Annotated in this window: 19 protein-coding genes; 3 read left to right on the top strand and 16 right to left on the bottom strand. The window is 60.1% G+C overall.

What is annotated here, in order from left to right:
- Nucleotides 1-235: 235 nt before the first annotated feature.
- The 8 genes from ccoS to ccoN are packed head-to-tail and all read right to left on the bottom strand — an operon-like array spanning nt 236 to nt 8,240.
- Nucleotides 236-451, bottom strand: a complete 216-nt coding sequence (ccoS, locus tag AC07VF_RS24810; RefSeq protein ID WP_495009876.1) for a cbb3-type cytochrome oxidase assembly protein CcoS — start codon at nt 449-451, stop codon at nt 236-238.
- Between the two features lie 25 nt (nt 452-476).
- Nucleotides 477-2,948 carry a heavy metal translocating P-type ATPase gene (locus AC07VF_RS24815; protein ID WP_495009897.1) on the bottom strand — a complete coding sequence of 824 codons (2,472 nt, stop codon included), beginning with the start codon at nt 2,946-2,948 and terminating at the stop codon, nt 477-479.
- Between the two features lie 16 nt (nt 2,949-2,964).
- Nucleotides 2,965-3,498 (bottom strand): FixH family protein, encoded by a 534-nt coding sequence (locus tag AC07VF_RS24820; protein WP_495009877.1) that lies wholly within the window; start codon nt 3,496-3,498, stop codon nt 2,965-2,967.
- Between the two features lie 12 nt (nt 3,499-3,510).
- Complete coding sequence (gene ccoG, locus AC07VF_RS24825; protein ID WP_495009878.1) at nt 3,511-4,926, bottom strand: cytochrome c oxidase accessory protein CcoG; 1,416 nt, start codon at nt 4,924-4,926, stop codon at nt 3,511-3,513.
- 56 nt (nt 4,927-4,982) lie between these two features.
- Nucleotides 4,983-5,963 carry a cytochrome-c oxidase, cbb3-type subunit III gene (gene ccoP / locus AC07VF_RS24830; protein WP_495009879.1) on the bottom strand — a complete coding sequence of 327 codons (981 nt, stop codon included), beginning with the start codon at nt 5,961-5,963 and terminating at the stop codon, nt 4,983-4,985.
- Nucleotides 5,960-6,181 carry a cbb3-type cytochrome oxidase subunit 3 gene (locus AC07VF_RS24835; RefSeq protein WP_463582274.1) on the bottom strand — a complete coding sequence of 74 codons (222 nt, stop codon included), beginning with the start codon at nt 6,179-6,181 and terminating at the stop codon, nt 5,960-5,962. The genes ccoP and AC07VF_RS24835 overlap by 4 nt, the downstream gene beginning before the upstream one ends.
- Before the next feature lie 5 nt (nt 6,182-6,186).
- Nucleotides 6,187-6,798 (bottom strand): cytochrome-c oxidase, cbb3-type subunit II, encoded by a 612-nt coding sequence (gene ccoO / locus AC07VF_RS24840; protein WP_282372522.1) that lies wholly within the window; start codon nt 6,796-6,798, stop codon nt 6,187-6,189.
- A complete protein-coding gene (gene ccoN / locus AC07VF_RS24845) occupies nt 6,798-8,240 on the bottom strand; it encodes a cytochrome-c oxidase, cbb3-type subunit I (protein ID WP_495009880.1) in 1,443 nt (480 codons plus the stop codon). The genes ccoO and ccoN overlap by 1 nt, the downstream gene beginning before the upstream one ends.
- An 857-nt stretch (nt 8,241-9,097) precedes the next feature.
- Here ccoN and AC07VF_RS24850 point away from each other — a divergent pair.
- Nucleotides 9,098-9,787 (top strand): alpha/beta family hydrolase, encoded by a 690-nt coding sequence (locus AC07VF_RS24850; RefSeq protein WP_495009881.1) that lies wholly within the window; start codon nt 9,098-9,100, stop codon nt 9,785-9,787.
- Here AC07VF_RS24850 and AC07VF_RS24855 read toward each other — a convergent pair.
- The 3 genes from AC07VF_RS24855 to AC07VF_RS24865 all read right to left on the bottom strand — a co-directional run bounded on the left by AC07VF_RS24855 (nt 9,762) and on the right by AC07VF_RS24865 (nt 14,453).
- Complete coding sequence (locus tag AC07VF_RS24855) at nt 9,762-10,259, bottom strand: hypothetical protein (protein ID WP_495009882.1); 498 nt, start codon at nt 10,257-10,259, stop codon at nt 9,762-9,764. The two genes, AC07VF_RS24850 and AC07VF_RS24855, sit on opposite strands and share 26 nt — an antisense overlap.
- Before the next feature lie 162 nt (nt 10,260-10,421).
- Entirely contained in the window at nt 10,422-11,939 is a 1,518-nt protein-coding gene (locus AC07VF_RS24860) for an immunoglobulin-like domain-containing protein (protein ID WP_495009883.1), read from the bottom strand.
- Nucleotides 11,940-12,395: 456 nt separating this feature from the next.
- The gene (locus AC07VF_RS24865; protein ID WP_495009884.1) at nt 12,396-14,453 is read right to left on the bottom strand and encodes a hypothetical protein; all 2,058 of its coding nucleotides are present in this window, start codon (nt 14,451-14,453) and stop codon (nt 12,396-12,398) included.
- Between the two features lie 1,058 nt (nt 14,454-15,511).
- On the opposite strand from AC07VF_RS24865, the gene AC07VF_RS24870 reads away from it, so the two are divergent.
- Nucleotides 15,512-16,933 carry an autotransporter outer membrane beta-barrel domain-containing protein gene (locus tag AC07VF_RS24870; RefSeq protein ID WP_495009885.1) on the top strand — a complete coding sequence of 474 codons (1,422 nt, stop codon included), beginning with the start codon at nt 15,512-15,514 and terminating at the stop codon, nt 16,931-16,933.
- 76 nt (nt 16,934-17,009) lie between these two features.
- Here the strand turns inward: AC07VF_RS24870 and AC07VF_RS24875 are convergent, their stop codons facing one another.
- From AC07VF_RS24875 to acnA, 5 genes are all read right to left on the bottom strand, one after another.
- A complete protein-coding gene (locus AC07VF_RS24875) occupies nt 17,010-17,675 on the bottom strand; it encodes a hypothetical protein (RefSeq protein WP_282372832.1) in 666 nt (221 codons plus the stop codon).
- Between the two features lie 421 nt (nt 17,676-18,096).
- A complete protein-coding gene (locus AC07VF_RS24880; RefSeq protein WP_495009886.1) occupies nt 18,097-18,750 on the bottom strand; it encodes a hypothetical protein in 654 nt (217 codons plus the stop codon).
- Nucleotides 18,751-19,030: 280 nt separating this feature from the next.
- Nucleotides 19,031-20,596 (bottom strand): methyl-accepting chemotaxis protein, encoded by a 1,566-nt coding sequence (locus AC07VF_RS24885; protein ID WP_192174223.1) that lies wholly within the window; start codon nt 20,594-20,596, stop codon nt 19,031-19,033.
- Between the two features lie 102 nt (nt 20,597-20,698).
- Nucleotides 20,699-21,490, bottom strand: a complete 792-nt coding sequence (locus tag AC07VF_RS24890; protein WP_495009887.1) for a CPBP family intramembrane glutamic endopeptidase — start codon at nt 21,488-21,490, stop codon at nt 20,699-20,701.
- Between the two features lie 241 nt (nt 21,491-21,731).
- A complete protein-coding gene (gene acnA / locus AC07VF_RS24895) occupies nt 21,732-24,473 on the bottom strand; it encodes an aconitate hydratase AcnA (protein ID WP_495009888.1) in 2,742 nt (913 codons plus the stop codon).
- 235 nt (nt 24,474-24,708) lie between these two features.
- On the opposite strand from acnA, the gene rlmM reads away from it, so the two are divergent.
- Nucleotides 24,709-25,776: a 23S rRNA (cytidine(2498)-2'-O)-methyltransferase RlmM gene (gene rlmM, locus AC07VF_RS24900; protein ID WP_495009889.1), complete on the top strand. Its 1,068-nt coding sequence runs from the start codon at nt 24,709-24,711 to the stop codon at nt 25,774-25,776.
- Nucleotides 25,777-25,818 lie beyond the last annotated feature (42 nt).

Raw genomic sequence — 25,818 nt, forward strand, 5'->3', positions numbered from 1 at the left:
CGATAGTCAGCCATCGTGAGCAAGCTCACTCTCATCAAACATGACAACACCGCAGATCTACCTGCGGACATAAAAATTGTGGGAGCGAGCTTGCTCGCGAAGGGGTCGAGATAGCCGCTGCATCTCTAGCGGCTGGAACGCCGTCTTCGTGAGCAAGCTCACTCCCACAGGGGTTGTGTTTGCTGCGAGACAGCGCGTCGTCTGGACGACGGGAGATCTTCCACAGGGACCGGGTTCACTTGGCCGAATCCTTTTTATCGCCCGATTTCTCTTTCCCCGACATCTCATCCACTCCGGCCTTGTGCCCCGGATCCTGATCGTCGAACAAAATGCTGTGGGCCGGGCCGTCGAGGTCGTCGTACTGGCCGCTGTCCACTGCCCAGAAAAAAACGTAAATCGCCACCGCCACAATCAGCAGCGCCACCGGAATCATGATGTAGAGCGCAGGCATCGGGCCTCCGGGTTGGGTCGTGCATTCATGGGGTCACCGTTTGATGGACAGGTAGGGATTCTGCAGAAAGCCGCTTCGTCCGTGTCAGACGCAACGCATTCAAGACCACCACCAGCGAACTCACCGACATCCCGGCCGCCGCCCACAACGGCGTGACCCAGCCCAGCGCCGCGAAGGGCAGCACCAGCCCGTTGTACAGCCCGGCCCACGCCAGATTTTCCACAATGATCCGCCGTGTGCGCCGAGCGAGGCCAAAAGCCTCCACCAACACGTGCAGACGGTTCGACAACAACACCGCGTCCGCGCTGGTCTTGGCCAGGTCGGTGGCCGAACCCATGGCGATGCTGATGTCGGCCGCCGCCACCATCGGCACATCATTAACCCCGTCGCCGATCACCAGAATGGTCCGGCCCTCCGCCCGCAGCCGTTGCAGAATGGCGAGCTTGTCATCCGGCCGCAGGCTGCCTCGGGCGTCATCAATCTGCAACTGAGTCGCGACGCTGGAGACCATGGGCGAGCTGTCGCCGGACAACAACAAGGTCTTCCAGCCGCGTTGTTTACACGCCGTGACCAGCGCCGCCGCGTCGTCCCGGAGCCGATCATCCAGTACCAGCCAGGCGAGTGCCTGCGTGTCATCCCCCAGCAACAACCACTGACCGGGCTCGTCGGGCATCAATGGTACGGCGACGCCACTCAAGGCGCAGACAAACCCGGGCTGACCGATGCGCAAGAGCCGCCCGTTGACTTCGCCTTCGAGCCCCAGCCCTGGCGTGGCGACGACCCCTTCAGCGGTCAGCGGCGTCTTGCCGAACGCCCGGGCAATCGGGTGTTCAGACCGACTTTCCAGTGCCGCCGCCAGACTCAAGCAGTCGTTACTGCTCAGCGCGCCGAGGCTGCGAATGGCCCTTAACGTCAGGCGTCCTTCGGTCAGCGTGCCGGTCTTGTCGAAGATCACCGTGTCGATCCGGTTCAGCCCCTCCAGGACATGGCCGCGGGTGAGCAGCAGCCCGAGTTTATGCAGCGTGCCGGTGGCGGCCGTCAGGGCGGTGGGCGTCGCCAGCGACAAAGCGCACGGGCAGGTGGCGACCAGCATCGCCAGCACAATCCAGAACGCGCGGCTTGCGTCGAGCTGCCACCAGACCACGCCGACACACGCCGCCAGCACCAGCGAAATCAGCAAAAACCACTGCGCTGCGCGGTCCGCCATTTGCGCGAGGGGCGGCTTCTCCGATTGGGCGCGCTCCAGCAATCGGACGACGGCAGAGAGTCGCGTGTCGGCGCCGAGGGCAAGGACTTCCACCGTCAGCACGCTTTCCACATTGGCGGTGCCAGCGGTGACGGCGTCTCCCACCTGACGGGGCTGCGGCAGGTACTCGCCGGTGAGCAGCGATTCGTCGATGCTCGAGCGGCCCGCGATGATTCGGCCGTCCGCCGGCAACAGCGCGCCGGGGTGGACCACCACCTGATCGTGCAAACGCAACTGATGGGTCAAGACGCGCTCGGTCTGGCCGTCCGCGTTCAACCGCAGGCAGGAAGCCGGCAGCAGATTGACCAGTTGCGCGGTCGCCGCGCTGGTGCGTTCCCGGGCGCGGCGTTCCAGGTAGCGGCCGGTGAGCAGGAACAGCGCGAACATGCCGACCGCGTCGAAATACAATTCGCCCACGCCGGTGACCGCCGTCCAGAGGCCCGCGAGGTACGCCGCGCCAATCGCCAGCGACACCGAAACGTCCATGGTCAGATGGCACGCGCGCAGGTCGCGCAGCGCCCCTTTAAAGAACGGCGCACAGCTGTAAAACACGATGGGCGTCGTCAGAAACATCGCCACCCAGCGCAGGATCGTATGCATCTCCGGGCTGAGGTCGATGTTGAATTCGGGCCAGGTCGCCATGGTCGCCATCATCGCCTGAAACCACAGCAGCCCGGCGACGCCCAGTTGACGGAGGCTGCGGCGGTTTTCCCGGGCCAGCTGCTCGGTCGCCTTGTCCGCCTGATAAGGGTGGCCGGCGTAACCGATGCTGCGCAACTCGGCCAGCACCTCGCTCAAGGGCAACCCCACGTCATGCCATCGCAGGTGCAGGCGATGACTGGACAGGTTCAGCCGCGCTTCGACCACGGCGGGCAACGCGCGCAGATGACGTTCGATCAGCCAGCCGCAGGCCGCGCAGGTGATGCCCTCGATCATCAGCGTCGTTTCAGCCACATCGCCGACGGGGGACTCATGGCGGACAAAGGGCGCCTGCACGTCGGGACGATCAAGGAGGGCTTGTTCGTCGGCCAGAGGCGTCGGTAATACCTGAGGATTGATCGACGCTTCGCTGCGGTGCAGGTAATAGCTTTCCAGGCCGCCGGCGACGATGGCGTGGGCCACGGCCTGACAACCGGGGCAGCAGAACTCCCGCGCCTCGCCCAGCACCGACGTGATGAAGCGCCCGCCCGGAGGGACCGGCAACGTGCAGTGGTAGCAAGACCGCAGGTGTTTGATCTCGGTGGTCGGCATTTGAGTGGCGTTCACATCAATGCCTGCCCGCGCCCTGAATCGGCTCGTCGCCCAGGGTCAGTGGCTGGCCGGGGACGATCCGTTCTTCCTCGAACAGGCGCCAGGTCTGGCCGTTTTCCACCCCCAGCAATTCGACAAAACGCCGGCCTTCGACCCTGTCGCTCAACTGCCCGACATAACGCCCCGGTTGCGAAGGATTACGCGCCAGCACGATTTTGCGGTCCTTGTCCGGCTGAGTCGGAGAAATCAGGTTCAGCACCAGGGTTTCCGGCTGACTGGCGCCGCTCAGCTGCACATCCACTTCGCCGGTCAGCTCATCCAGTCCCACCATGGCTTGCAGATTGAGGGACTGACCCAGCAATTCGCGATCCAGGGAGCGGTTGATGCCTTTCCCGGCCTCGTAATAATTGTCGGTGACGAGGTTGTCCGGGTGGGTGACGGCGATGGTGACCATGGCCAGGGTCAATGCCACCGAGCAGGTCAGGATGCCGATGATGATCCACGGCCATAAATGCCGGTGCCAAGGTGTTGCTGCGGTGACTGGGGTCATTTCCGGCCTCTCTCAGCGAATGGACGGGCCGATGAAACGGCTCTTGGCGTGGACTTCGGTGTCGCTTTGTTCGATGTCCCTGAGAACGAAACTGACCTCGTTGGTGCTCGACTGCAGTTGCTCGGGCGCGACCGACAGCTCCACCGGCAGGCTGACGATCTCGCCCGCCGGCACCTTGATCTCGCGGCGGCCTTGCAGCTTCAGGTCCGGCAGCCCGTTGGCGTCGAGCACATACGTGTGGTCGATCTGGTCCTTGTTCATGATCTTGAGGCTGTAGACGTTTTCGATCCGTCCCTCGACGTTTTCCCGGTACAGCACGCGGTCCTTGCTGACGTCGAAACCCACCAGCGAGCGGGTGAGAAACGCGCCGGTCAGCCCGCCGATCATCACCAGCAACACCAGGCCGTAGCCGATCAACCGCGGCCGCAGTGTATGGGTAACCTGCCCGGAAAGGTTGTGCTCGGTGGTGTAACTGATCAGGCCGCGCGGGTAGTCCATCTTGTCCATGATCCCGTCGCAGGCGTCGACGCACGCCGCGCAGCCGATGCATTCAATCTGCAAGCCATCGCGGATATCGATGCCGGTGGGGCAGACCTGCACGCACATCGTGCAATCGATGCAGTCGCCCAGGCCTTCAGCCTGGTAATCGGTTTCCTTTTTACGCGCACCCCGTGGCTCGCCGCGCCGTGGGTCGTAGGAAACGATCAGGGTGTCCTTGTCGAACATCACGCTCTGAAAGCGCGCGTAGGGGCACATATAAATGCACACCTGTTCGCGCAGCCAGCCGGCGTTGGCGTAGGTGGCGAGGGTGAAGAAACCGACCCAGAAATACGACCAGCCATCGGCCTCGCCGTTGAAGAACGCCTGCAGCAGTTGGCGGATGGGCGAGAAGTAGCCGACAAAGGTCAGGCCGGTGACGAGGCCGATCAGCAGCCAGAGGCTGTGCTTGGCACACTTGCGCGCGAACTTGTTGCCGTTCATGGGCGCCTTGTCGAGTTTGATGCGCTGATGGCGGTCGCCTTCGGTGACCTTTTCGCACCACATGAACACCCACGTCCACACGCTTTGCGGGCAGGTGTAGCCGCACCAGACCCGCCCGGCGAACACGGTGATGAAGAACAGCCCGAACGCGCTGACGATGAGGATGCCCGACAACAGAATGAAATCCTGCGGCCAGAACGTCGCGCCGAAGATGTAGAACTTGCGCTCCGGCAGGTTCCACCACACCGCCTGATGGGCGCCCCAGTTAAGCCAGACCGTGCCGAAATACAGCAGGAACAGCACAACGCCGCCCCCCATGCGCACATTGCGGAACACCCCGGTGAACGCGCGGGTGTAGATCTTCTCCCGCGAGGCATACAGGTCAACGGTGTCGCCGTCCTTTTCAGTCGGCGGGGTGACGTTGTGCAGCGGAATCTGGTTGCTCATGGCAGCGTCCTGCGCCCTTCGGGCCGAATCATCAGGGTGTGCGACGGCGATATCCTTCACTCGGGCTTTGCCGCCGGTTCGTCCCCATGGGACAGGCTATACACGTAAGCCGCCAGCAGGTGCACCCGGTCATTTCCCTGCAGCAAAGCCTGTGCCGGCATCTGGCCCTGGCGGCCGTACTGGATGGTCTGCTGCAACTGGGCAAAGCTGGCGCCGTAAATGAACGCGCCGGGGTGGGTCAGGTCTGGCGCGCCCAATGCGGCAACGCCTTTGCCCTGCGGACCGTGGCAGGCGACGCAGGTGGTGGCGTAGATTTTCTGGCCCGCCGCCGGGTCGGCGTTCGCGTCGGCGGGCAGGGTGCGGCTATACAGCTGGGTCAGCACGTAAGCCGACACGTCGCGCACGCCTTGATCGCCAATCACCGCACCCCACGCCGGCATGACCGCATGACGGCCGTCCATGATGGTGGTTTTGATGCTCTGCGGATCGCCACCCCAGCGCCAGTCAGCGTCGGTGAGGTTGGGGAAGCCGTAGGCGCCTTTGGCGTCGGAGCCGTGGCAAACCGAGCAGTTCGACGCGAACAGCCGACCGCCCATCTTCAGCGCTTGTGGGTCTTTGGCCACTTCCTCGATGGGCATCGCCGCGAATTTTGCGAATATCGGCCCGAAGCGCGCCTCGGATTGCGCCATCTCCTTCTCCCATTCGTGCACGCCGGTCCAGCCGGTTGTGCCGTCGGAAAACGGGATTTTCTTGTCGTTGTCGGTGTAGTCGTAACCCGGCAGCAGCCCCGTCCAGTTGCCCAGCCCAGGGTAGAACGCGAGGTAGCCCAGGGCGAAAATAAGGGTGCCGATGAACAACCAGAACCACCACTTGGGCAGCGGGTTGTCGTACTCCTCGATGCCATCGAACGCATGGCCGACGGTTTCATCGGTGGTGTCGGCGCGCTGGCCCTTGCGCGTGGCGATCAGCAGCCAGCCCATCGCGAAGATCGTGCCCAGCGTCAGCACCGTGACGTAAATGCTCCAGAAGGCGCTCATGGTTTCTGGCTCCTTTCGGGTGTTGACGGGGCGTGGGCTTTGCTCTGGTCTTGCGCTCGTCTCACCTGCGCAATCGCCTCCGGATCATCGGCAAACGGCAGCAACGTCGCATCGTCGAATTCCGCCTTGCGCCGCGGGCTGTACACCCACAGCGCCAGACCAATGAAAGCCACCATCACGACGACGGTGCCCAGGCCTCGTATTGTTCCCATGTCCATGGCGATCACCGTTTGCTCTTGATGAGGGTGCCCAGGCCCTGAAGGTAGGCCACCAGCGCATCCATTTCGGTCTTGCCCTTCACCGCGTCGGCTGCGCCGGCGATGTCGGCATCGGTGTAGGGCACGCCCAGGCTGCGCAGCACTTCCATCTTCTTGCCGGTCAGCGTGCCGTCGATCCTGGTGTCCGCCAGGAAGGGGTAGGCCGGCATGATCGACTCCGGCACCAGGTCCCGCGGATTGTTCAAATGCGCGCGGTGCCAGTCATCCGAGTAACGACCGCCGACCCGGGCCAGGTCCGGCCCGGTGCGTTTGGAACCCCACAGAAACGGGTGATCCCAGACGCTTTCACCGGCCACCGAGTAGTGCCCGTAGCGTTCGGTTTCGGCGCGGAACGGCCGGATCATCTGCGAATGGCAGCCCACGCAGCCGTTGGCGATGTAGACGTCGCGGCCTTCGAGTTCCAGCGCCGGGCGCGGCTTCATGCCTTCGACGGGCAGGGTGGTGACGTCCTGAAAGAACAGCGGAACGATCTGGGTCAGCCCGCCGACCGCGACCGCGATGACCATGAAGATCGACAGCAGGCCGATGTTCTTTTCCAGTGCTTCGTGCTTGATCATCAGTGCGCCCCCACGACGGCAATCTGTGCGGCGGCTTCGGCTTCTTCCGTGTTCGCTGCACGAATGGTGCGGAACACGTTGTAGGCCATGAACAGCATGCCGCTGGCGAAAATCCCTCCGCCCAATGCGCGGACGATATACCCCGGATGACTGGCCTGCAGGGCCTCGACAAACGAGTAGGTGAGGGTGCCGTCGTCGTTGATGGCGCGCCACATCAGGCCTTGGGTGATGCCGTTGACCCACATCGCGGCGATATAGAGGACGGTGCCGACCGTGGCGAGCCAGAAGTGCGTGTTGATCAGCGCGATGCTGTGCATCTGCGCACGACCATAGAGTTTCGGGATCATGTGGTAGACGGCGCCGATGGAGATCATCGCCACCCAGCCCAGCGCGCCGGCGTGAACGTGGCCGATGGTCCAGTCGGTGTAGTGGGAGAGCGAGTTGACGGTCTTGATCGCCATCATTGGCCCCTCGAACGTCGACATCCCGTAGAACGCCAGCGACAGCACGAGGAACCGCAGAATCGGGTCGGTGCGCAATTTATGCCACGCGCCTGATAGGGTCATCATGCCGTTGATCATGCCGCCCCAGCTTGGCACGAGCAGGATGATCGACATCACCATGCCCAGTGATTGCGCCCAGTCGGGCAGGGCGGTGTAGTGCAGATGGTGCGGGCCGGCCCAGATGTACAGGGTGATCAGCGCCCAGAAATGCACGATGGACAGGCGATAGGAATAGATCGGGCGTTCGGCCTGTTTCGGCACGAAGTAATACATCATCCCGAGAAAGCCAGTGGTGAGGAAAAAGCCCACGGCGTTGTGCCCGTACCACCACTGGATCATGGCGTCGGTGGCGCCGGCGTACGCCGAGTACGACTTGAACAGGCTCACCGGCAGCGAGATGTGGTTGACGATGTGCAGCATTGCCGTCACCACGATGAACGCGCCGTAAAACCAGTTGGCGACGTAAATGTGTCGGGTCTTGCGCTTGACGATGGTGCCGAAGAACACCGCGCCGTAGGCGATCCAGACAATCGCCAGCAGGATCGCGATCGGCCATTCGAGCTCGGCGTACTCCTTGGTGGTGGTGTAGCCCATCGGCAGGGTGACGATGGCGCCGATGATCACCGCCTGCCAGCCCCAGAAGTGAAAGGCCGCCAGGCCGTCGGAGATCAACCGCGCCTGACAGGTGCGCTGGACGACGTAATAGGAGGTGCCAAAAAGGGCACAGCCGCCGAACGCGAAAATCACCAGGTTGGTATGGAGGGGGCGCAGTCGACCGAATGTGGTCCACGGCAAACCGAAATTCAGGTCAGGCCACACGAGTTGGGCGGCGATGAAGACGCCCATGCCCATGCCGATGATGCCCCAGACCACCGTCATGATGGCGAACTGGCGGACGACCTTGTAGTTATAAGCAGTCGGGCTGGGTGCTGTGCTCATGTCAGGTTCCACGGTGTGTATTTTATTAGTGTGGTCACAGCCGCACCTTCGATCGCGCGTAACCCATCACGCAGTGGCGTGGTTCGGGATCGACGGAAGCGAGGGACGCGGTGCACGCAGAGGCCCGTTTGCCGAAGCGCAATTGGGTTCTGGCTGAGTGGCCTGAGGGAAGGAAGACAGGTCGAGCTGGATCGCGCGCGTGAGTGGGAGGGATTGGATACAACCCTGCGGGTGAAAACAGCGCTGAGGCTGCTTGTCTGCAAGAGGGCTGCGTTGCCGGGCACAATCTTGTTGCTGGGCCTGTGGCTAGCTGTCGCCGGTCCACTGTGCGGACACAGCTTAGACGCGAATGATCGCGGAGGGAAGGCTTTGGAACAGCGCCTGCGACACTTGGCCGCGCTCGACGGAAAGTTGCCGCGTCCTTGGCGGGACGCGGCGATCAACCATTTCCGGAGATAGCTGAAACGCTTCTCTGCCTGCCGTTCCTGTGCATCGAGAGAGCATTTCGACTGCAAAGTTGTATACAAAAAGCCGCTGACATTGGCACTTTTATCTGCCCAAAAATATTTGGCCCGAGCTGGCAGAAAGGCCGGCGATCGTCACGGGTGATCGTCCGGAGCGGACAAAAAGCATATTCCGTCGATGAAACCGCCCGGTTGTGTGCAGGTTGGGGCGCTCAGGATTCGGTGCTCGTTGCCGAAGTGCCGGGCCAGACTAACGCCCGGGAGCTGAACCCTTGCTGTCGGAGCAGGGCAAACGGAGGGCAGGCTCATGGCACGCCGACGTTGCTGCATAATGCCGGCCGTGGTGCTCGCCTCAGTCGGCGGGTGGTCGATGTTTTGGTAAAAGAGACCTGCATGAGCAAACAACACGCGGCGAAGCGAACGGCCGATCACTGCGCGCAGCTGGCGCAAGAACACGGCTGGATCTGGGACGCTCCAACCGGCCAGGCAGCGGACGCGCCATCGACGCTGATTCTCGCCCACGGCGCGGGCGCCCCGATGGACAGCGACTTTATGAACGACATCGCCACGCGCCTGGCGGCCTTGGGTGTTGGCGTGCTGCGCTTTGAATTCCCCTACATGGCCCAGCGCCGAATCGACGGGCGCAGACGACCGCCCAATCCCCAACCGAAGTTGCTGGAGTGCTGGCATGAGGTGTACGCCGCCGTGCGTGGGGGTGTGAGCGGGCGAGTGGCGATCGGGGGCAAATCCATGGGCGGACGCATGGCCAGCGTCATCGCTGACGAAGTCGAAGCCGATGGGTTGTTCTGTCTGGGCTATCCGTTCTACGCGGCGGGAAAACCCGAGAAACCGCGGGTCGCGCACCTGGCGGGACTGCGGACGCCGACGCTGATCGTGCAGGGCGAACGCGATGCGTTGGGCAACCGAGAGGCGGTTGAAGGGTATGAGCTGTCGAAGGCCATCGAGGTGCATTGGGTGCCGACGGCCAACCATGACCTCAAACCGTTGAAATCATCGGGGCTCACTGTCGAGGCGTGCATGCAGGAAATCGCCGAGCTTATGGCGCGTCGGCTGATCGGATAGCGGGATGTTCCTCGGCGTTCAGGTCACAGACCAGGTCGAACAGGCCGTCGGTCACGTGAAAGTCCTTGGTCGGGACCGCAAACTCGAAGTTGCCGTGCAGCAGTCCTGAAGTGGCATCGCAGCCCACCAGCGTCAGGTTGCCTTGCTGCAGATCGCGGGAGTGATAAATCTTCGCCATCCGCGTGGGCGTCAGGTGGTAGATGACGGTGATCTGTTCGTTGCGCAGCAAGTTGTAGCTGCCGGGTTGCACTGTCTGGTCAATGAACAGGCCGATCATGGTGCGGTGCCGGCGTACCGTGCCGGTGGCGAGGATCTTCCAGATTCGGCAGGTGAGCGGATCCGACCGGCCCGGGCGCAGGCACGCCATGGCGCTCAGGCGGTGAGTGATGAAGGGGTGGCCGTTGACCGTGGCGCTGAACGTGCCGCGCGCCGCCGGTGCCTGCGGGCGTTGAAGAGGAGGTTTTGCGGGCATTTTTCTGAGGTTTCCTTGAGTGGATTTTAAGGGCGGCGTGGGCGCTGCAGGTGTAAGACGCCGTCGGGTGGCGACGACGTCTTTGAAAGGAGGTGCTGCTTGGATGTCTGAAGCGTGCTGGCGCGCGTGAGTGGCTGATTCGCGAATCAGCTAATTGGCTAATTAGCGAATAGCAACGCCCAGGCTGGAATTGATGTGGAGCAGTTTGTAGTCCTTTCCGGTGTTGAGGTTCTTCACGTAATACCACTTCGCGCCGAACACGTTCTTGGCGACGGTGGAGGACCAATAGTTGGCATTGCCCATTGGCCAGCGATTGCCGTAAGCGTTATAGATCTCGATCAACTCGTGGATGCTCGGGACGCGCGCGCCGATGCGGTTGGCGGCGTTGGAGATCTGGGTGTAGTTGCCGGAGCCCACGCCGTGGCATTCGATGACGCCGGTGACGGTTACGTCGTAACTCTGCTGCTCGCCCGCTGAATCGGTGACCGTGATGGTTGCCACGCCGTTGCCGCGCACCGACGTCCAGCCGGAAGCTGCTACGACGGCCACCTTCGCATCGCTGGTCGAATAGGTATAAGGAGGGCGACCGCCGCTGGCGATGCGATGGACGGTGGTGCCCGTTGGAAAGGTCGGGAGCAACGCAGGGTGGGCGGGCAGCAGGTAAATTTTACCGGCCAGGGTAACCGGTGATGTGTCGAACATCATGCCCTCGCGTACCGACAGCTGAAGCGGCACAGACTCCATGTCGACGCCATTGCGCGTCACGATGTAGGTCAGCGTCGCGGTGCTGCCGATGCTCATCTCGATCAGCATTTTGGGCACGCCGAAAACCAGTTCGGTCATGCCACCGACGTTCATCATCATGGTTTCAAACGTACGTGCACCAACCCATCGCACTCGCACCAGATCCCGAGGGTCCATCCCGCGATAACTGACACGCACGATCGCTTCCCAGCCGGTAATCAGTGAAGGACGCAGAATGCCGTCCGGGCCGACTGTGTCGACGGTTGGCGCGGGCAGTTCCAGCGCGGCGCTCATGATCTTCAGCGCAAGTTTGGCCGACTCCTGCACGATGCCGCTGGTACGGGTTACGGTGTAGGCCACCTCGACATTTTGCCCGTCATTGACCGTGACTACGCTGTTAGGGAACACCAGGGCCAGCACCTGACCGGCTTCGGCGGCCGAAATAATCTTCTCCTGGCGATCGTTGCCCTTCGGACCGTTCCACTGAGCAACGACCGTTTCGCCCTCGCGCAGATCAGCCGTGGCATCGATCACCAAGGTGGCGCCATTCGCGGCATCGGCTGGGTCCAGCACCTGACCCTTGGCTTCGCGGATCACCGGTGCCGGCAGAGGTCGGCGCATGCCCAGGTCGAGCTGGATCATCACCGGATCAGAGACCATCGACACATTGCCCGCACGGTCGGTCACGGTGTAGGTGACCGGAGAAGTCTGGCAGTCCGACAGTTCCATGAACGGACGCGTGAAGTCCACCATCACCCGGTTCAGGCCCATGTCGTTGGCATCAACGACGGTCATCGGACCTTCCATCGGACCCCAATAGGTGCGGATTTCGTCCCCTGCGGCCATGCCGCTGTAGCCTGCGATCTTGCCGGGAAGGATGTTGTTGAGGCCTTCCAGCTCGGAAGAGGTGAGGCCATTCTGGATAACGTCGGGCAAAATGATGGGGCCGAGTTGCGGTGCGCCTGGGGCGGTTCGGTCGATTTGGATTGGGGTTGTGCCGGAGAAAACTTCTGAATCGCTGAACGGGCTATAGACTCGGTAAGAGACGGCGTGAGTGCCCTCTGAGAGAAGCGAAACAGGGATGTGTACGGTCAGTAAGTCGCCGGGCTTGTCAGTCGGTAGAATTTCCTTTTCTGGCAAGACGCGCTCCCCATCAAATACAAGCTGATAAGTGTATTGCGGCTCAGCTGCCTGCCAAACCGGAAAGTTGACAGTAATCGGCGCGCTCAACGCATCGTTAGGGATTAATCCTCCCGCAAGCGCTGCTGGAATAGTTGGCAGCGCTAGCAGAATGGGAGCGGTTGCACGGGTGAGTTGCTGCGATGTCATTGATATTACCTCTTGATGATAGGCAGACAGGTCCGGTTGAACCGGTCCTGTCCGCTAATTCGATTAGTTAATGGAACAGACTGCTTCGTTTGACTCGCGCATCTCGACAGGTACGCGAGTGATCTTAGATGTTACTGAGCTTTGGTTACTATCGGGGGCTGGATCAACCCTGATATAGGCTTCACAAAATCCGCGGCAAATGGTTCTCAAGATATTGTACGGAACTCGAAAGCTGTACCCGTTTAGAATGTCTTGATCATCGAGCTCACGACTTGCGGTGTAGGTGGCGGAATCGATCGGATTGTTTTCTCTATCAAAACCTCTGAAGGTAAAAAACAACTTTTGATTCTCTGCGATATTAGCGTAAGGCACAACGTACCCATCAGTACCGTCAGGCGCTACGCTCTGAGAGATATAGCCAGCCGGGTTCAACTTAAATGTCGGGCCTTCGATGCCTTCGGGACCACCTGGAAGATTTTCTTTTGAGCGGACGGTAACCCGCTGATTTGGGGATAGGGTCAAGTTAGGGTTGCCCTGTCGAGCTACGGCGTAACGGACCGGGATTTCGGCTCCGGTGCCCTGCGCTTTCATAATCGAGTTGGCGACTGGAATAACGAGATCCGAGGCCGCAATCAGATCTTCTTCTTTAATTTGGTACCATTGCAGTCGCTGCTGATCTCCCCAAAAAAGATGGATGTCATCATTCACTTTGAATGAATCGGTCCAGCGGATGATCGCCCTGCTGTTGTATTCGTAATCTTCCTCATCAATGAAGTTATCGTCCTTGTTTGGACTTGCAAGGCTGGTCCCCTGAATAATTGGCGCCTCTGAGGGTTCAGGTACTGGCAAGGTCAGGTACACGTCTACGGCAGTAGGCAGAGAAGTACCATTTAATTGATTTTGTCGAGTGACGGTGTAACTGATCGAAACATTGCCTATCGGCGCCACCGCTAAGGTTTCGTAAGAAACCTTTAGGGAAAGCACAATATCTTCGCTTTCGTTGCCGGGGGGGATTTGGACCGGAAGCATCGGATAATCCTCACCCCAGTGCAGTGTAATTTGATCAAACGCTGCCGCCCCTGGGTAATGTGGAATATCAACTTGTACTCCGGGTTTGGCTTCCATGTAGTCGATCAATGATCCGATACCAGGGTCAAGTAGAGGGGCAGGGTAGTTTTCCGGAATCTCCTCAAGCAACAGCAACACGTTTACCGCAAGCGACTCCTCAGAAATGTTGCCCGCCCTGTCTACGACCCGATAAATTACATCGTGGCTTCCGGATGTAATTGATTCAAGAAAGTCCCGCTCGAAGTCGAACACAACTTTGTTGAGGCCCATGTCATTTTGGTCTACGACAGCTATCGGACCGGCGACCTCACCCCAGTACGTATGGATGACGTCATGCTTCGCCATGCCAGTGTACCCAGCAACCTGAACCTCAAGCTTATTGCCCAACTGGGTCAACTCAACGGCCGTCAGGCCATTCTGAACTTCCACAGGGAACTGGATCGCGGCGAGCTGAGGCATGCCAGGAGCTGTACGGTCGATAACTATCGGAAACTCGTCGGAAAAATTTTCTGAGTCGGCTGCAGGACTGTAGGTCCGGTACGTCAGTCGATGGACGCCCTCTTTGAGAAAGTCGACGGGTATCTCGAGGGTAAGGGGATCGCCCGGTTTCTCACTTGCCTGAATGACCTTTTCCGGTCCGGACGGAGTTCCGTTCCATGTTAATTGATAGGTATATCCTGGTTCGGCGGCCTCCCACACTTCGAGGTCGACAATTACAGGCGCATTCAGGTTCGTCACGGGAATCAACCCGAGATTGTCGGCGTCGTGAAATGCTACTGCGACGTCGGGTGCTTTTAATGGCAGCGGCTCTCGACTGGTACGAGGGTGGATGATGGTCGGTGCTGTTTTAATGTTGGACATGTTGATTCCTTGAGTTCGTTTTTTTTGTTCGGACTGGGGTGCGTCCGACAGGATCTTTATGAAGTGGTGGAGTGCCAATTCCTGATTTAAATAATAGCTTTTTCTCGGGCCTGTCAACGAAGCAAGAACCTCGTTTTTGTAGGAAAGCCAGGCCGGTGTAAGATGAATATTTGTATGTCGTAATAAAGTCATGCGCTTTTCAGGTCGCGAATCTTCGGTTTTGCTAGCGTTTCAGAGCCGGGGATGTAGTCCGCGGACTTCGTACTTTTCGGATATTTCCTACTCAATATTTTTTGGCCAATTTCCCTAGTTGTCGGTAGCGCGCCCATACTCGTCGCTTTCCATGTACAGATATCGGAGGCGATGTGTCGTCACTCAGGGAAGTTTTGCTATTGGGAGCTAAGCCAAATATTTTAGCGTTGGCGATGGGCGTGATTTCGCCAGCGCTTTGGGCTGAACAAGTTAGTTATTTGCCTAAGGCGCTTGAGCTCACCAAATTCGCGGATGTCGAAAGTTATGACCTCCCAAAGCCCAAGAAATCCGACGAATCCTTCGTGCCAGTCGACGACACTATTGTTAACGTGGGTTCTTCGGCGCCCTCTCAGAGTTATTTGGTGACGAACGGTGGGGTATTAAATGTCCTGGAAGGCGGAGTCGTTAACTCCATCGCTATAAGTCATTCGGAGGTCAATGTTCATGCTGGATTAGTCAAGAACGGGATTGCTGTAAGCTCTGGAGACCTGAAACTAGACGGCACAACGGTTGAGAATGCACAAGGGCTGGGTTTGCAACTTTTGCTTACTGAAACCGATCTGATCACGCGCTCTCAAGCTCATGTTAATAATAGCTCTATCACTGGGAGTTTTTACGGGCTGGGTGTCGGCGCTACCGGGGAGATTTGGCTCGCCAATTCAGTAGTAAAGGGCGTGAGTACTGATGGTGCGCCTAAGGCCGGAGGTATGCGTCTTAGCGGCGGTGTCGCACATGTTACGGATAACAGCAGCATCATTGGTGAAGTTAACGGCATCTACATAGTTAACGGTGCATCTAACATAACCACGCAGGAAAACCGTCTGGATATTACTAATTCCTCAATAAGCGCTGGGACTGGGGCCGCGGTAGTGGTTGATAGGCTTTCCAGCAGGGCTCAACAAACGACAGCGGACATAATAATTCGCGATGGATCCAGCCTTGAGTCAGATTCGGGATTACTCATTAGTGTCCAGTCAGAAAGCACCGCGAACGTCAAAGTGATCAACAGCACCCTCTCCGGTGATTTCGTCGCCGACGACACAAGCACCCTCAATGTGGTACTGCGCAATCACGGGCAGTTGAACGGGAATATCGTCAATGGCAATGCAGTGACCATCGATTCCAGTGGCCGCTGGCAGCTTGCGGCTGATAACAGCGTTAACTCGCTTGCGATGGACGGCGGCAGCGTTGGTTTCACCGGAGACGGCTTTCATTCGCTTTCGCTGGGCAAGCTGTCCGGCTCTGGGCTGTTCGATATGCGTATCAACCTGGACGACGGCACCGGTGATTTGCTCAGCGTGAATGGGGAAGCCTCGGGCAGGCATCGTCTGCGTATTCAGAACACCGGCATCGAGGCAGTACCTGCCGAGTTCGATCCGCTGCGGGTGGTTCACACCGAAGGCGGGGATGCCGAGTTCGGGCTGGTGGGCGGTCGGGCGGATCTTGGGGTGTATTCCTACGAGCTTGAGCGACAGGGGACGGACTGGTTCATCGTCGGGTCCGGCAAGGAGATCAGCCCGTCCACGAAAAGTGCGCTGGCGTTGTTCAACACAGCACCGACAGTGTGGAACAGCGAGTTGACGACGTTGCGCAGTCGCATGGGTGAAGTGCGTGGCCAGGAGCAGGGCGGCGGCTGGATGCGGACGTATGGCAGTCGCTTCAATGCGGCGCTGGATTCCGGCGTTGATTACCGCCAGAAGCAACAGGGTCTGTCGTTCGGTGCGGATGCGCCGGTGCCGGTGAGCAACGGTCAGCTGTTGCTCGGTTTGATGGGGGGTTACAGCAAGTCGGATCTGGACATCGGCCGAGGCACTTCGGGCCAGGTCGACAGCTACTACATGGGCGCGTATGGCACGTGGTTGTCGGAGGGCGGTTATTACCTGGACGGCGTGCTGAAACTCAACCAGTTCCATAACGAGTCGAAGGTGGCGATGAGCGATGGCACCAAGGCCAAGGGCGATTACAGCAGCAAGGCGTTGGGCGGGTCGCTGGAAGTCGGTAAGCATATAAAGCTGGCCGATGAGTATTTCGTCGAGCCTTTTGCGCAGGTGTCCAGCGTCTGGATCGATGGCAGCAGTTACACGCTGGACAACGGCATGCAGGCCAGGACCAACCAGACGCAGTCGGTGCTGGGTAAAGTCGGCAGTACCGTGGGACGCAGCTTCGCCCTGAAGGACGGCGGCGTTGTCAAACCGTACGCACGGGTGGCGTGGGCACACGAGTTCTCCCGCAGTAATGACGTCAGCGTGAACGGTCAGCGTTTCGACAACGATCTGTTTGGCTCCCGGGCGGAACTGGGCGCCGGCGTTTCGGTGTCGCTGTCCGAGCGACTTCAGGTGCACGCTGATTTCGATTACATGAAGGGTGAGCATGTCGAGCAGCCTTGGGGTGCGAACGTGGGCGTGCGTCTGGCGTTCTGACGCGCGCGTCAGCTAGTTGAAACGCGGTTTTGAAGCCCCGGCTGCAGCGATGCAGTCGGGGCTTTTTTACGTGGGCTTAGGGTTTTGGCTGCATCCGGCGCCGTCGCGGTGGACGGCCCGGAGGCGAGCCTTTGCCGCGTCGCTTCCTCAGGCGCGGCAAGTTGACGGTCAGCGTTTCCGAAATGCCGACGAGCTTGGCGCGCCGTACCACTTCATAGCGCACCTCGACGCATCCGCTTTCGTAGTCCGCCAGGGTTTCATTGTTGAGGTACTGAACCAGGCGAGGGCCTTTGCGGCCTTCTACCTTGCCGATGGTGGTGTAGAAGGTGTTGTGGCCCCAGCGCAGCTTCAGGTGATCCCCGAACCACAGCTTCGGTGAGCGCGGGATATTGATGTAGATGCCCACGTGCAGCTGTGCGTCGGTCGGGCCTTCGGGGTCGGCACCGGTGATGAAAGGCGCTTCGAATACCGGCGCCGGAGGCGGGTGCTTCATCTCGTGATGCCAGGGAAATCCCGGGGCATTCTGAAGCTGGCCGGCGTAGACCAACGCCTGTTCAGCCGCACTCTTGCCCGCGGGCGGTATTGCCTGCAGATCTTCGTAGAGCGGGATGGAACTCTTGTCGGGTGATTTGCCTTTCTTCCTGCGGGTAGTTCTCGGGTTAGGCAGTGTTACCTTGTTATCGTTATCGGACTCATTCGGCTGCGAGTGGGGTGGCGGCTGGATATCCGTTTCATCTTCCATTGGAACTCCTTGATCAGATCGCTAGTGCGAGGATTACAGGATTGGGTGTTGGCGCTTGCTTGTAGGACTGCGGCGCTGCACATGCCTATGATCGATTCGAAAAATAGGACTGTCAAACAAGCGAAGTGCATGGGATTGCATGGCTTCTCCGAAAAAAAATCGTGGTTGAATATATTTTTGATATGTGAATTCGGCGCTTTTCACGGTGTTTTTGAGCGATTTAAATAATTATGTATCGCGCGTAGTCTATAAAATTTTGATAGTCCATCAGACGCTTCCTACGGAGATGTAGGTTCTGTGGAATCGAGATGCCAAAAAATAATTTAAATTATTTTTCGCTGGCGATTTTGTTGACAAAACCTCCACGCATTAGCGTGGAGGTGGTTACTTTTAGTATTCAGTTGAATAGCGGGAAAGCTGGTTACAATTTAAGTGAAACCAGGGTCGGCAGGCTGGTGATGGATGCATTGCCCGCCCGGTCGGTGACGACGTACTCGATGGACACGGTTTCGGCTGCATGGGTTAGCAGGTCTTCGCGGCTGAAAGCGATTTCGACGGGCCGGAGGGTGAGCTCATCCGTCTCGACCAGATGGGACGGGCCTTCAACGCCGTTGAGTAATGTCTGGATGACATCGCCCGGTTCCATGCCGGCGTAGCCAGGGAGCAGGCCAATGAGTTGATCGCCGAAGGTGGCGGTGGGGAAGATGAGGGGAGCGAGGAGGGTGGCGCCGGGTTTGGTGCGGTCGATACGAATTGTGGTCGACGGCGATTCAACGGTAATGCCACCTGTCACGTTTGTGACCGTATAAGCGACTTTGTAGGGGCCGTCATTCTCCAGTTGTTCTATGGGTAATGTAAGTGGCAAGGGTGTTCCTGGCGCTGGCAGCGGAACGGGCATTGTTTGAATCGGCCCAACCATGCTGCCGTTAATCATGAGCTGAAAAACATCTCCTTCATCCGAGTACGCCCATGCCTCCACAACTACAGAAATATCCTGGCTTAGATTGGCGAGCGGTATGAGGCCATCGATGTCAGCCACCGGTACGGAAGGTGCAACTAGCCCTGTCGACTTCATATGTATCTCCATTCACAAATCGCTACGCTCTGTTTGTAAAGAGCGAGCATTAAATTGATTATCTAGATCAACAAATACTCCACCCATGGTGGTAATTATTTATCGTCTTTCAACAATCAACTAATAGAGCTCTACAAATCCTGTCAACAGCCAAACCCCCGCTCCAAACCAAAAACTGCTTCCCCAAATGATTTTCAGAAATGTCCTACTTAAACCCCAACACAAACAAAAAAGCCCCGGCAGACAATCTGCCGGGGCCTTCGCATAACCCACCAATCACTCAGCGGTTGAAGCGCTCCACCAAGGAGTATTGCGTGTGAGCAGTTTGGGTCAGTTCGGCACTGAGCGTGGCAGAGCGACGGGCTTCGTCGGAGGTCTGGTCCGCCAGGTGCGCGATGGTGCTGATGTTGCGGCTGACCTCTTCTGCCACCGAGCTTTGCTCTTCGGTGGCGGCGGCGATCTGCGTGGTCATGTCGGTAATGTTGGCCACTGCGTCGCTGATGCCTACCAACGCCCTGTCGGCTTCCATGACCTGCTCGACGCCTTCTTCGGCCTGGCGCCGGCCTGTGTTCATGGTCTGAACCGCGTTGGTAGCCGTCTGTTGCAGCTTGGCGATGAGGGCGTGGATCTGGCCGGTCGACTCGGTGGTGCGTTGCGCCAGTTGGCGGACTTCATCGGCGACGACAGCAAAGCCGCGACCCATTTCGCCCGCGCGGGCGGCTTCGATGGCGGCGTTGAGGGCCAGCAGGTTGGTCTGGTCGGCGATGCCTTTGATGACGTCGACAACGCCACCGATTTCATCGCTGTCTTTCGCGAGCTGGGTCACGGTCAGGCCTGTTTCGCCTACTGACGCCGACAGGCGCTGGATGGCTTCGCGGGTGTCGCTGGCGATCTCGCGGCCGCGACGGGTCAGCTCATTGGCCTGCTGGGTGGCGTCAGCGGTGCGCTGCACGTGATTGGCCACTTCCTGGGTGGTCGCGGCCATCTGGTTGACGGCGGTGGCGACCTGTTCGGTTTCGACGCGCTGACGTTCCAGGCCGGTGGAGCTGGCCTGCGCGAGGGTGTCGGACTGACGCGCCTGGTCGTTGAGGTGTTCGGCGGTGTCCTGCAGGCGGGTAAGGCAGGTCTTGAGACGCGCTTCCTGGCTGAGGATCGACATCTCCAGCCGCGCCTGTGCGCCGCGACTGTCGGTGTACATCTGCGCGATCAACGGGTCGGAGGTGGTTTGCTCGGCCAGGCGCAGCAGGCGCTTGAGGCCACGCTGTTGCCAGCTCAACCCCAGCAGGCCAAGCGGTACGGACACTGCGGCGGCGAGCAGGAAGCCCCAATGGGAATTCAGCCACACGCCAATCAAAAAACTCACCTGGCTCACCAGGATGAACGGCAGCCAGTCCTGCAACAGCGGCAGCCACTTGTCACGGCTTGGCACCGCGCTTTTGCCGCTGTTCAGACGTTTGTAGAGCGATTCGGCGCGACGCACCTGTTCAGCGGTCGGCTTGATACGCACGGACTCGAAGCCCACGACCTGTTTGTTCTCGAAGACTGGCGTGACGTAAGCGTTGACCCAATAGTGGTCGCCGTTCTTGCAGCGGTTCTTGACGATCCCCATCCACGGCTGGCCCTGCTTGAGGGTGGCCCACATGTGTTCGAATACCGCTGTCGGCACGTCCGGATGGCGCACGGTGTTGTGCGGCGATTTGATCAATTCATCTTGGGAAAAACCGCTGATTTCAATGAAGGCGTCGTTGCAATAGGTGATGACGCCGCGCGCATCGGTGGTGGAGATCAACCGTTGCTGCGCCGGGAAGGTCCGTTCGCGTTGAGTGATGGGCTGGTTATTTCGCATGAGCTATTCGATCCAGGAAGGCTGTGAAGAGTTATCGGCCCGAAGCGAAAAAAATTAAGCTTTTGTGAACTGCGTCATAGGTTGGGTGTCGCGGGCGGTTCTTCAGCGATCGAACATCGGATAGGTGAACAGGCTGAAATGCAGCAGGTTCAGGCCGAAGTGGGTGAGCACGGCAGCGGGCAGGCCGCCCAGTCGATAGGCAACGCCATAACCCACACCTGCGATGCCCGCCAGAAGCGCCCATTCCCAGCCAGCACCGATGTGCGCAAGACCGAACAGCAGCGAGGCTGTCCCGATGGCCAGGGCGTCGTGGCAGGGCAAGTGTTGCAGCCATCTTTTCAGGCTGCCTTGCAGGTAACCGCGAAAGAGCAGTTCCTCGGTCAGCGCGACCAATAGCAGGTTGTTCAGCGCCCAGATGCCCGTTTGCTCGGGCCACTTGGGCGACCAGCCGACGAGGCCCAGCAGCAGCGCCGTTGATAAACACGCTGCGGCGGTGACGGGCAAGGCGATGCTGGTGACGCCCAGCCAGCGTCGGGGACTGAATGCGATAAACACCCAGGGGCAGGCGATGGCGATCCAGAAGCCGATAAGGGGCTTGTCGAGATTCAGGTACATCGAATACGGCGCGGCCTCGGGGCTGAGGCGCACGCCGGCAATCGCCCTTGCGCTGAGGAAACCGGGGAGCCAGTGACTGGCCAGCCCTGCTGCGATGGCGATGAACAGGGCGTGACCGAACAGGCGCACGGCGCGGTAATGGAAATGGCTGACGCAGATGCCGGCCATGATCAGCAGTCCGAACGTGATGACCACGGGAACGCTGAGCTGGCCGTAGAGCAGCGCCAGGCAGTAGCCGAGAGAGAGCAGAAGGAGGGAAGTCCAGCGTTGCACCGACATGAAGTCGTCCTTGAGCGTCGGAATAGGCTGGCGATTTTAACGTTGATTAAACGCGTGTGTATGTCGGATCAACGGGGAGCTGGTCCGATTGTTTCGTGGATGCAGGGCGGAGGTGGTGTAGGGCGTTTCTGATAACAAGGGATTTGGGTTAGACGCTGGCAATTTGCGTTGAGGCAGACGACGCCTTCCCGGCTAAAGCCAGTCCCACTGACAGCGAGACCGGCTTCGGCCGGGATGAGGCTCAGGAAGCAATCAGCTGCCGCAACACGTAATGCAGAATCCCTCCCGCCTTGAAGTACTCCACTTCATTCAGGGTATCGATCCGGCACAGCACGTTGATGTTTTCCTGCTGCCCGTCCTCCCGGGTGATCTGCACGGCCAGGCTCATGCCCGGTTGCAGCGTGGCGCCGGTGAGCCCGGTGATGTTCAGCACTTCCTTGCCGGTCAGGCCCAGGGTTTTGCGGCTTTCGCCTGCCTTGAACTGCAGCGGCAGGACACCCATGCCGACCAGATTGGACCGGTGAATGCGCTCGAAACTCTCGGCGATGACTGCCTTGACGCCCAGCAGATTCGTGCCTTTCGCCGCCCAGTCGCGACTGGAGCCCGTGCCGTATTCCTGACCGGCAATGACCACCAGCGGCGTGCCTTCGTCCTGATAACGCATGGCCGCGTCATAAATCGGGAGCTTCTCGTCAGTGGGCACGTGCAGCGTATAGCCGCCTTCTTCGCCGCCGAGCATTTCGTTGCGAATGCGGATGTTGGCGAAGGTGCCGCGCATCATCACTTCATGGTTGCCGCGCCGCGAGCCGTAGGAGTTGAAGTCCTTGTATTCCACGCCCTTGCTGCGCAGATAACGCCCGGCCGGGCTGTCGAGTTTGATGTTGCCCGCGGGTGAGATGTGGTCGGTGGTCACCGAGTCGCCCAGCACCGCGAGCACGCGAGCCTGCTGGACGTCGGCGATGACTGGCAATGGCCCGGCGACGTCCTCGAAAAACGGCGGGTGCTGAATGTAGGTCGAGTCCGGCTGCCAGACGTAGGTCGCCGCCTCGGGCACCTCGATGGCCTGCCACTGCTCGTCACCGGCAAACACCTCGGCGTATTCCTTGTGGAACATGCCGGTGCTGACGTTCATGACCGCGTCGGCGATTTCCTGCTGGGTCGGCCAGATGTCACGCAGGTACACCGGCTGGCCGTCGCTGCCTTCGCCCAAGGGTTCGCTGCTCAAGTCGGTGCGCACGGTGCCGGCCAAGGCGTAAGCGACCACCAGCGGCGGCGAGGCCAGCCAGTTTGTTTTCACCAGCGGGTGCACGCGGCCTTCGAAATTGCGGTTCCCGGAGAGCACCGACGCAACGGTCAGGTCCGACTGCTGAATGGCTTTTTCGATCGGGTCAGGAAGCGGCCCGGAGTTACCGATGCAGGTGGTGCAGCCATAGCCCACCAGGTCGAAGCCCAACTGATCGAGATACTGGGTGAGGCCAGCCGCGTTGTAGTAGTCGGTCACCACCTTCGAGCCGGGCGCCAGCGAGCTCTTCACCCAGGGTTTGCGCGTCAAGCCTTTCTCCACGGCTTTTTTCGCCAGCAGGCCGGCCGCCATCATCACGCTGGGGTTTGAGGTGTTGGTGCAGGACGTGATGGCCGCGATGACCACTGCGCCGTTCTTCAGGCGATAGGTCTGGCCGTTATATTCATACTCAGCCTCGCCCACCTGTGCCGCATTGCCCACCGCGACACCGCCGCCGCCTTCGCTTTCCAGTCGGCCTTCTTCGTGTTTGCTCGGGCTGACCGCCAGGCCCAGGAAGTCGCTGAAGGCCTTGGACACATCGGGAAGGGCGACGCGGTCTTGCGGACGTTTTGGCCCCGCAAGGCTGGCCACGACGGAACCCATGTCCAACTCCAACGCATCGGTGAACGCCGGTTCCTGACCGGGCAGGCGCCACAGGCCCTGGGCCTTGCAATAGGCCTCAACCAATTGCACCGTTTCGTCCGGACGCCCCGACAGGCGCAGGTAATCCAGCGTGACGTCGTCGACCGGGAAGAAGCCGCACGTCGCGCCGTATTCCGGGGCCATGTTGGCAATGGTGGCCCGGTCCGCCAGCGGCAAGTCCGCCAGGCCATCGCCATAGAATTCGACGAACTTACCGACCACGCCTTTCTTGCGCAGCATTTGCGTCACGGTCAGCACCAGGTCGGTGGCGGTGATGCCTTCGCGCAGTTTGCCGGTGAGCTTGAAGCCAATGACTTCCGGAATCAGCATCGACACCGGTTGGCCGAGCATGGCCGCTTCCGCCTCAATGCCGCCAACTCCCCAGCCCAGTACGCCGAGGCCGTTGATCATTGTGGTGTGGGAATCGGTACCGACCAGCGTATCCGGGAAGGCGTAGGTGCGGCCGTCTTCTTCCTTGGTCCACACGGTGCGGCCGAGGTATTCCAGGTTGACCTGGTGGCAGATCCCGGTGCCCGGCGGCACCACGCTGAAGTTATCGAAGGCGTTCTGGCCCCAGCGCAGAAACGCGTAACGCTCGCCGTTGCGCTGCATCTCAATGTCGACGTTCTCGCCGAAGGCCTTGTCGTCACCGAAGCGGTCGACCATGACCGAGTGATCGATGACCAGATCCACCGGCGACAGCGGGTTGATGCGCTGGGGATCGCCACCGGCCTTGGCCACGGCGGCGCGCATGGCGGCGAGGTCAACCACGGCCGGCACGCCGGTGAAATCCTGCATCAGCACGCGCGCGGGGCGGTACTGGATTTCGCGATGGGATTTGCGCTCGACCAGCCAGTCGACGAGGGCCTTGAGGTCGTCGCCGGTCACCGTGTGGTTGTCTTCCCAGCGCAGCAGGTTTTCCAGCAGCACCTTGAGCGACATCGGCAGTTTGTCGAGATCGCCCAGTGTGCGCGCGGCATCCGGGAGGCTGAAGTAGTGGTAGGTCTTGTTGCTGACTTCCAGGGTTTTGAGGCTTTTCAGGCTATCGAGGGAGGGCATGACTGACTCCTTGACGGTCCGTGCAGTACGCGCGGACGGGCGATCAACGGTAAGACGGGTATTGCTTCGGCGCTCTGGGCGGCGCCTTTGAATGTTCATTGAGTAGTACTGGACCCACCGGCTAAGCCAGTGGTTCCTGATTCGGCTATCATGCGCCGCTTTCGAGTCATTGAGGTTAGTCCTCATGTACAGCTTGCGCCGCGACCCGATTCGTGGCGCGCGAGGAGACCGTCCCGTGAACACCCTTTTCATGCATTGCCGCCCCGGCTTCGAAAGCGAGGTCTGCTCGGAACTCAGCGAACACGCCGCTCGCCTTGAGGTGTCCGGCTACGCCAAGGCCAAGACCGACGCCGCCTGTGCCGAATTCATCTGCACCGAGGCCGACGGCGCGGAACGGCTGATGAACAGCCTGAAGTTCCGCGAGCTGATTTTTCCCCGGCAGTGGGCTCGTGGCGTGTTTGTGCAGTTGCCGGAAACCGACCGCATCAGCGTAATCCTCGAGCACATGGCCGGCTTTGCGCCGTGCGGCAGCCTGTGGCTGGAAGTGGTCGACACCAACGACGGCAAGGAGCTCTCGACCTTCTGCCGCAAGTTCGAAGCGCCATTGCGCAAGGCGCTGGAGAAGGCCGGCAAACTGGTCGACAACCCGAGCCTGCCGCGTTTACTGCTGACGTTCAAAAGCGGGCGGGAAGTGTTCCTCGGGCTGGCTGACGCTGACAACTCGGCGATGTGGCCCATGGGCATTCCGCGCCTGAAATTTCCCCGGGAAGCGCCGAGCCGCTCGACCCTCAAGCTGGAAGAGGCCTGGCACCATTTCATCCCCCGGGATCAGTGGGACGAGCGTCTGTCGGGCGACATGACCGGCGTCGACCTCGGTGCAGCCCCCGGTGGCTGGACCTATCAACTGGTGCGGCGCGGCATGCTGGTCACCGCCATCGATAACGGGCCGATGGCCGAAAGCCTGATGGACACCGGGCTGGTGCAGCATCTGATGGCAGACGGCTTTACCTTCAAGCCGCGTCAGCCGGTGGACTGGATGGTCTGCGACATCGTCGAGAAGCCCGCACGCAACGCCGCGCTGCTGGAAACCTGGCTGGGCGAAGGTCTGTGCCGCGAGGCCGTGGTCAATCTGAAGTTGCCGATGAAGCAGCGCTATGCCGAAGTGCGGCGTTTGCTGGAGCGCATCGAAGACGGCTTCAAGGCGCGCGGCGTCAAGGTCTCGATTGGTTGCAAGCAGCTGTACCACGACCGCGAAGAAGTGACCTGCCATCTGCGCCGGCTGGACATGAAACGCAAGGGCTGACGTCGGCTTGAATCCGCTGCCACGCTGTTCATAATCAGCGGT

The sequence above is a fragment of the Pseudomonas sp. GW821-FHT02H06 genome (assembly GCF_059421525.1).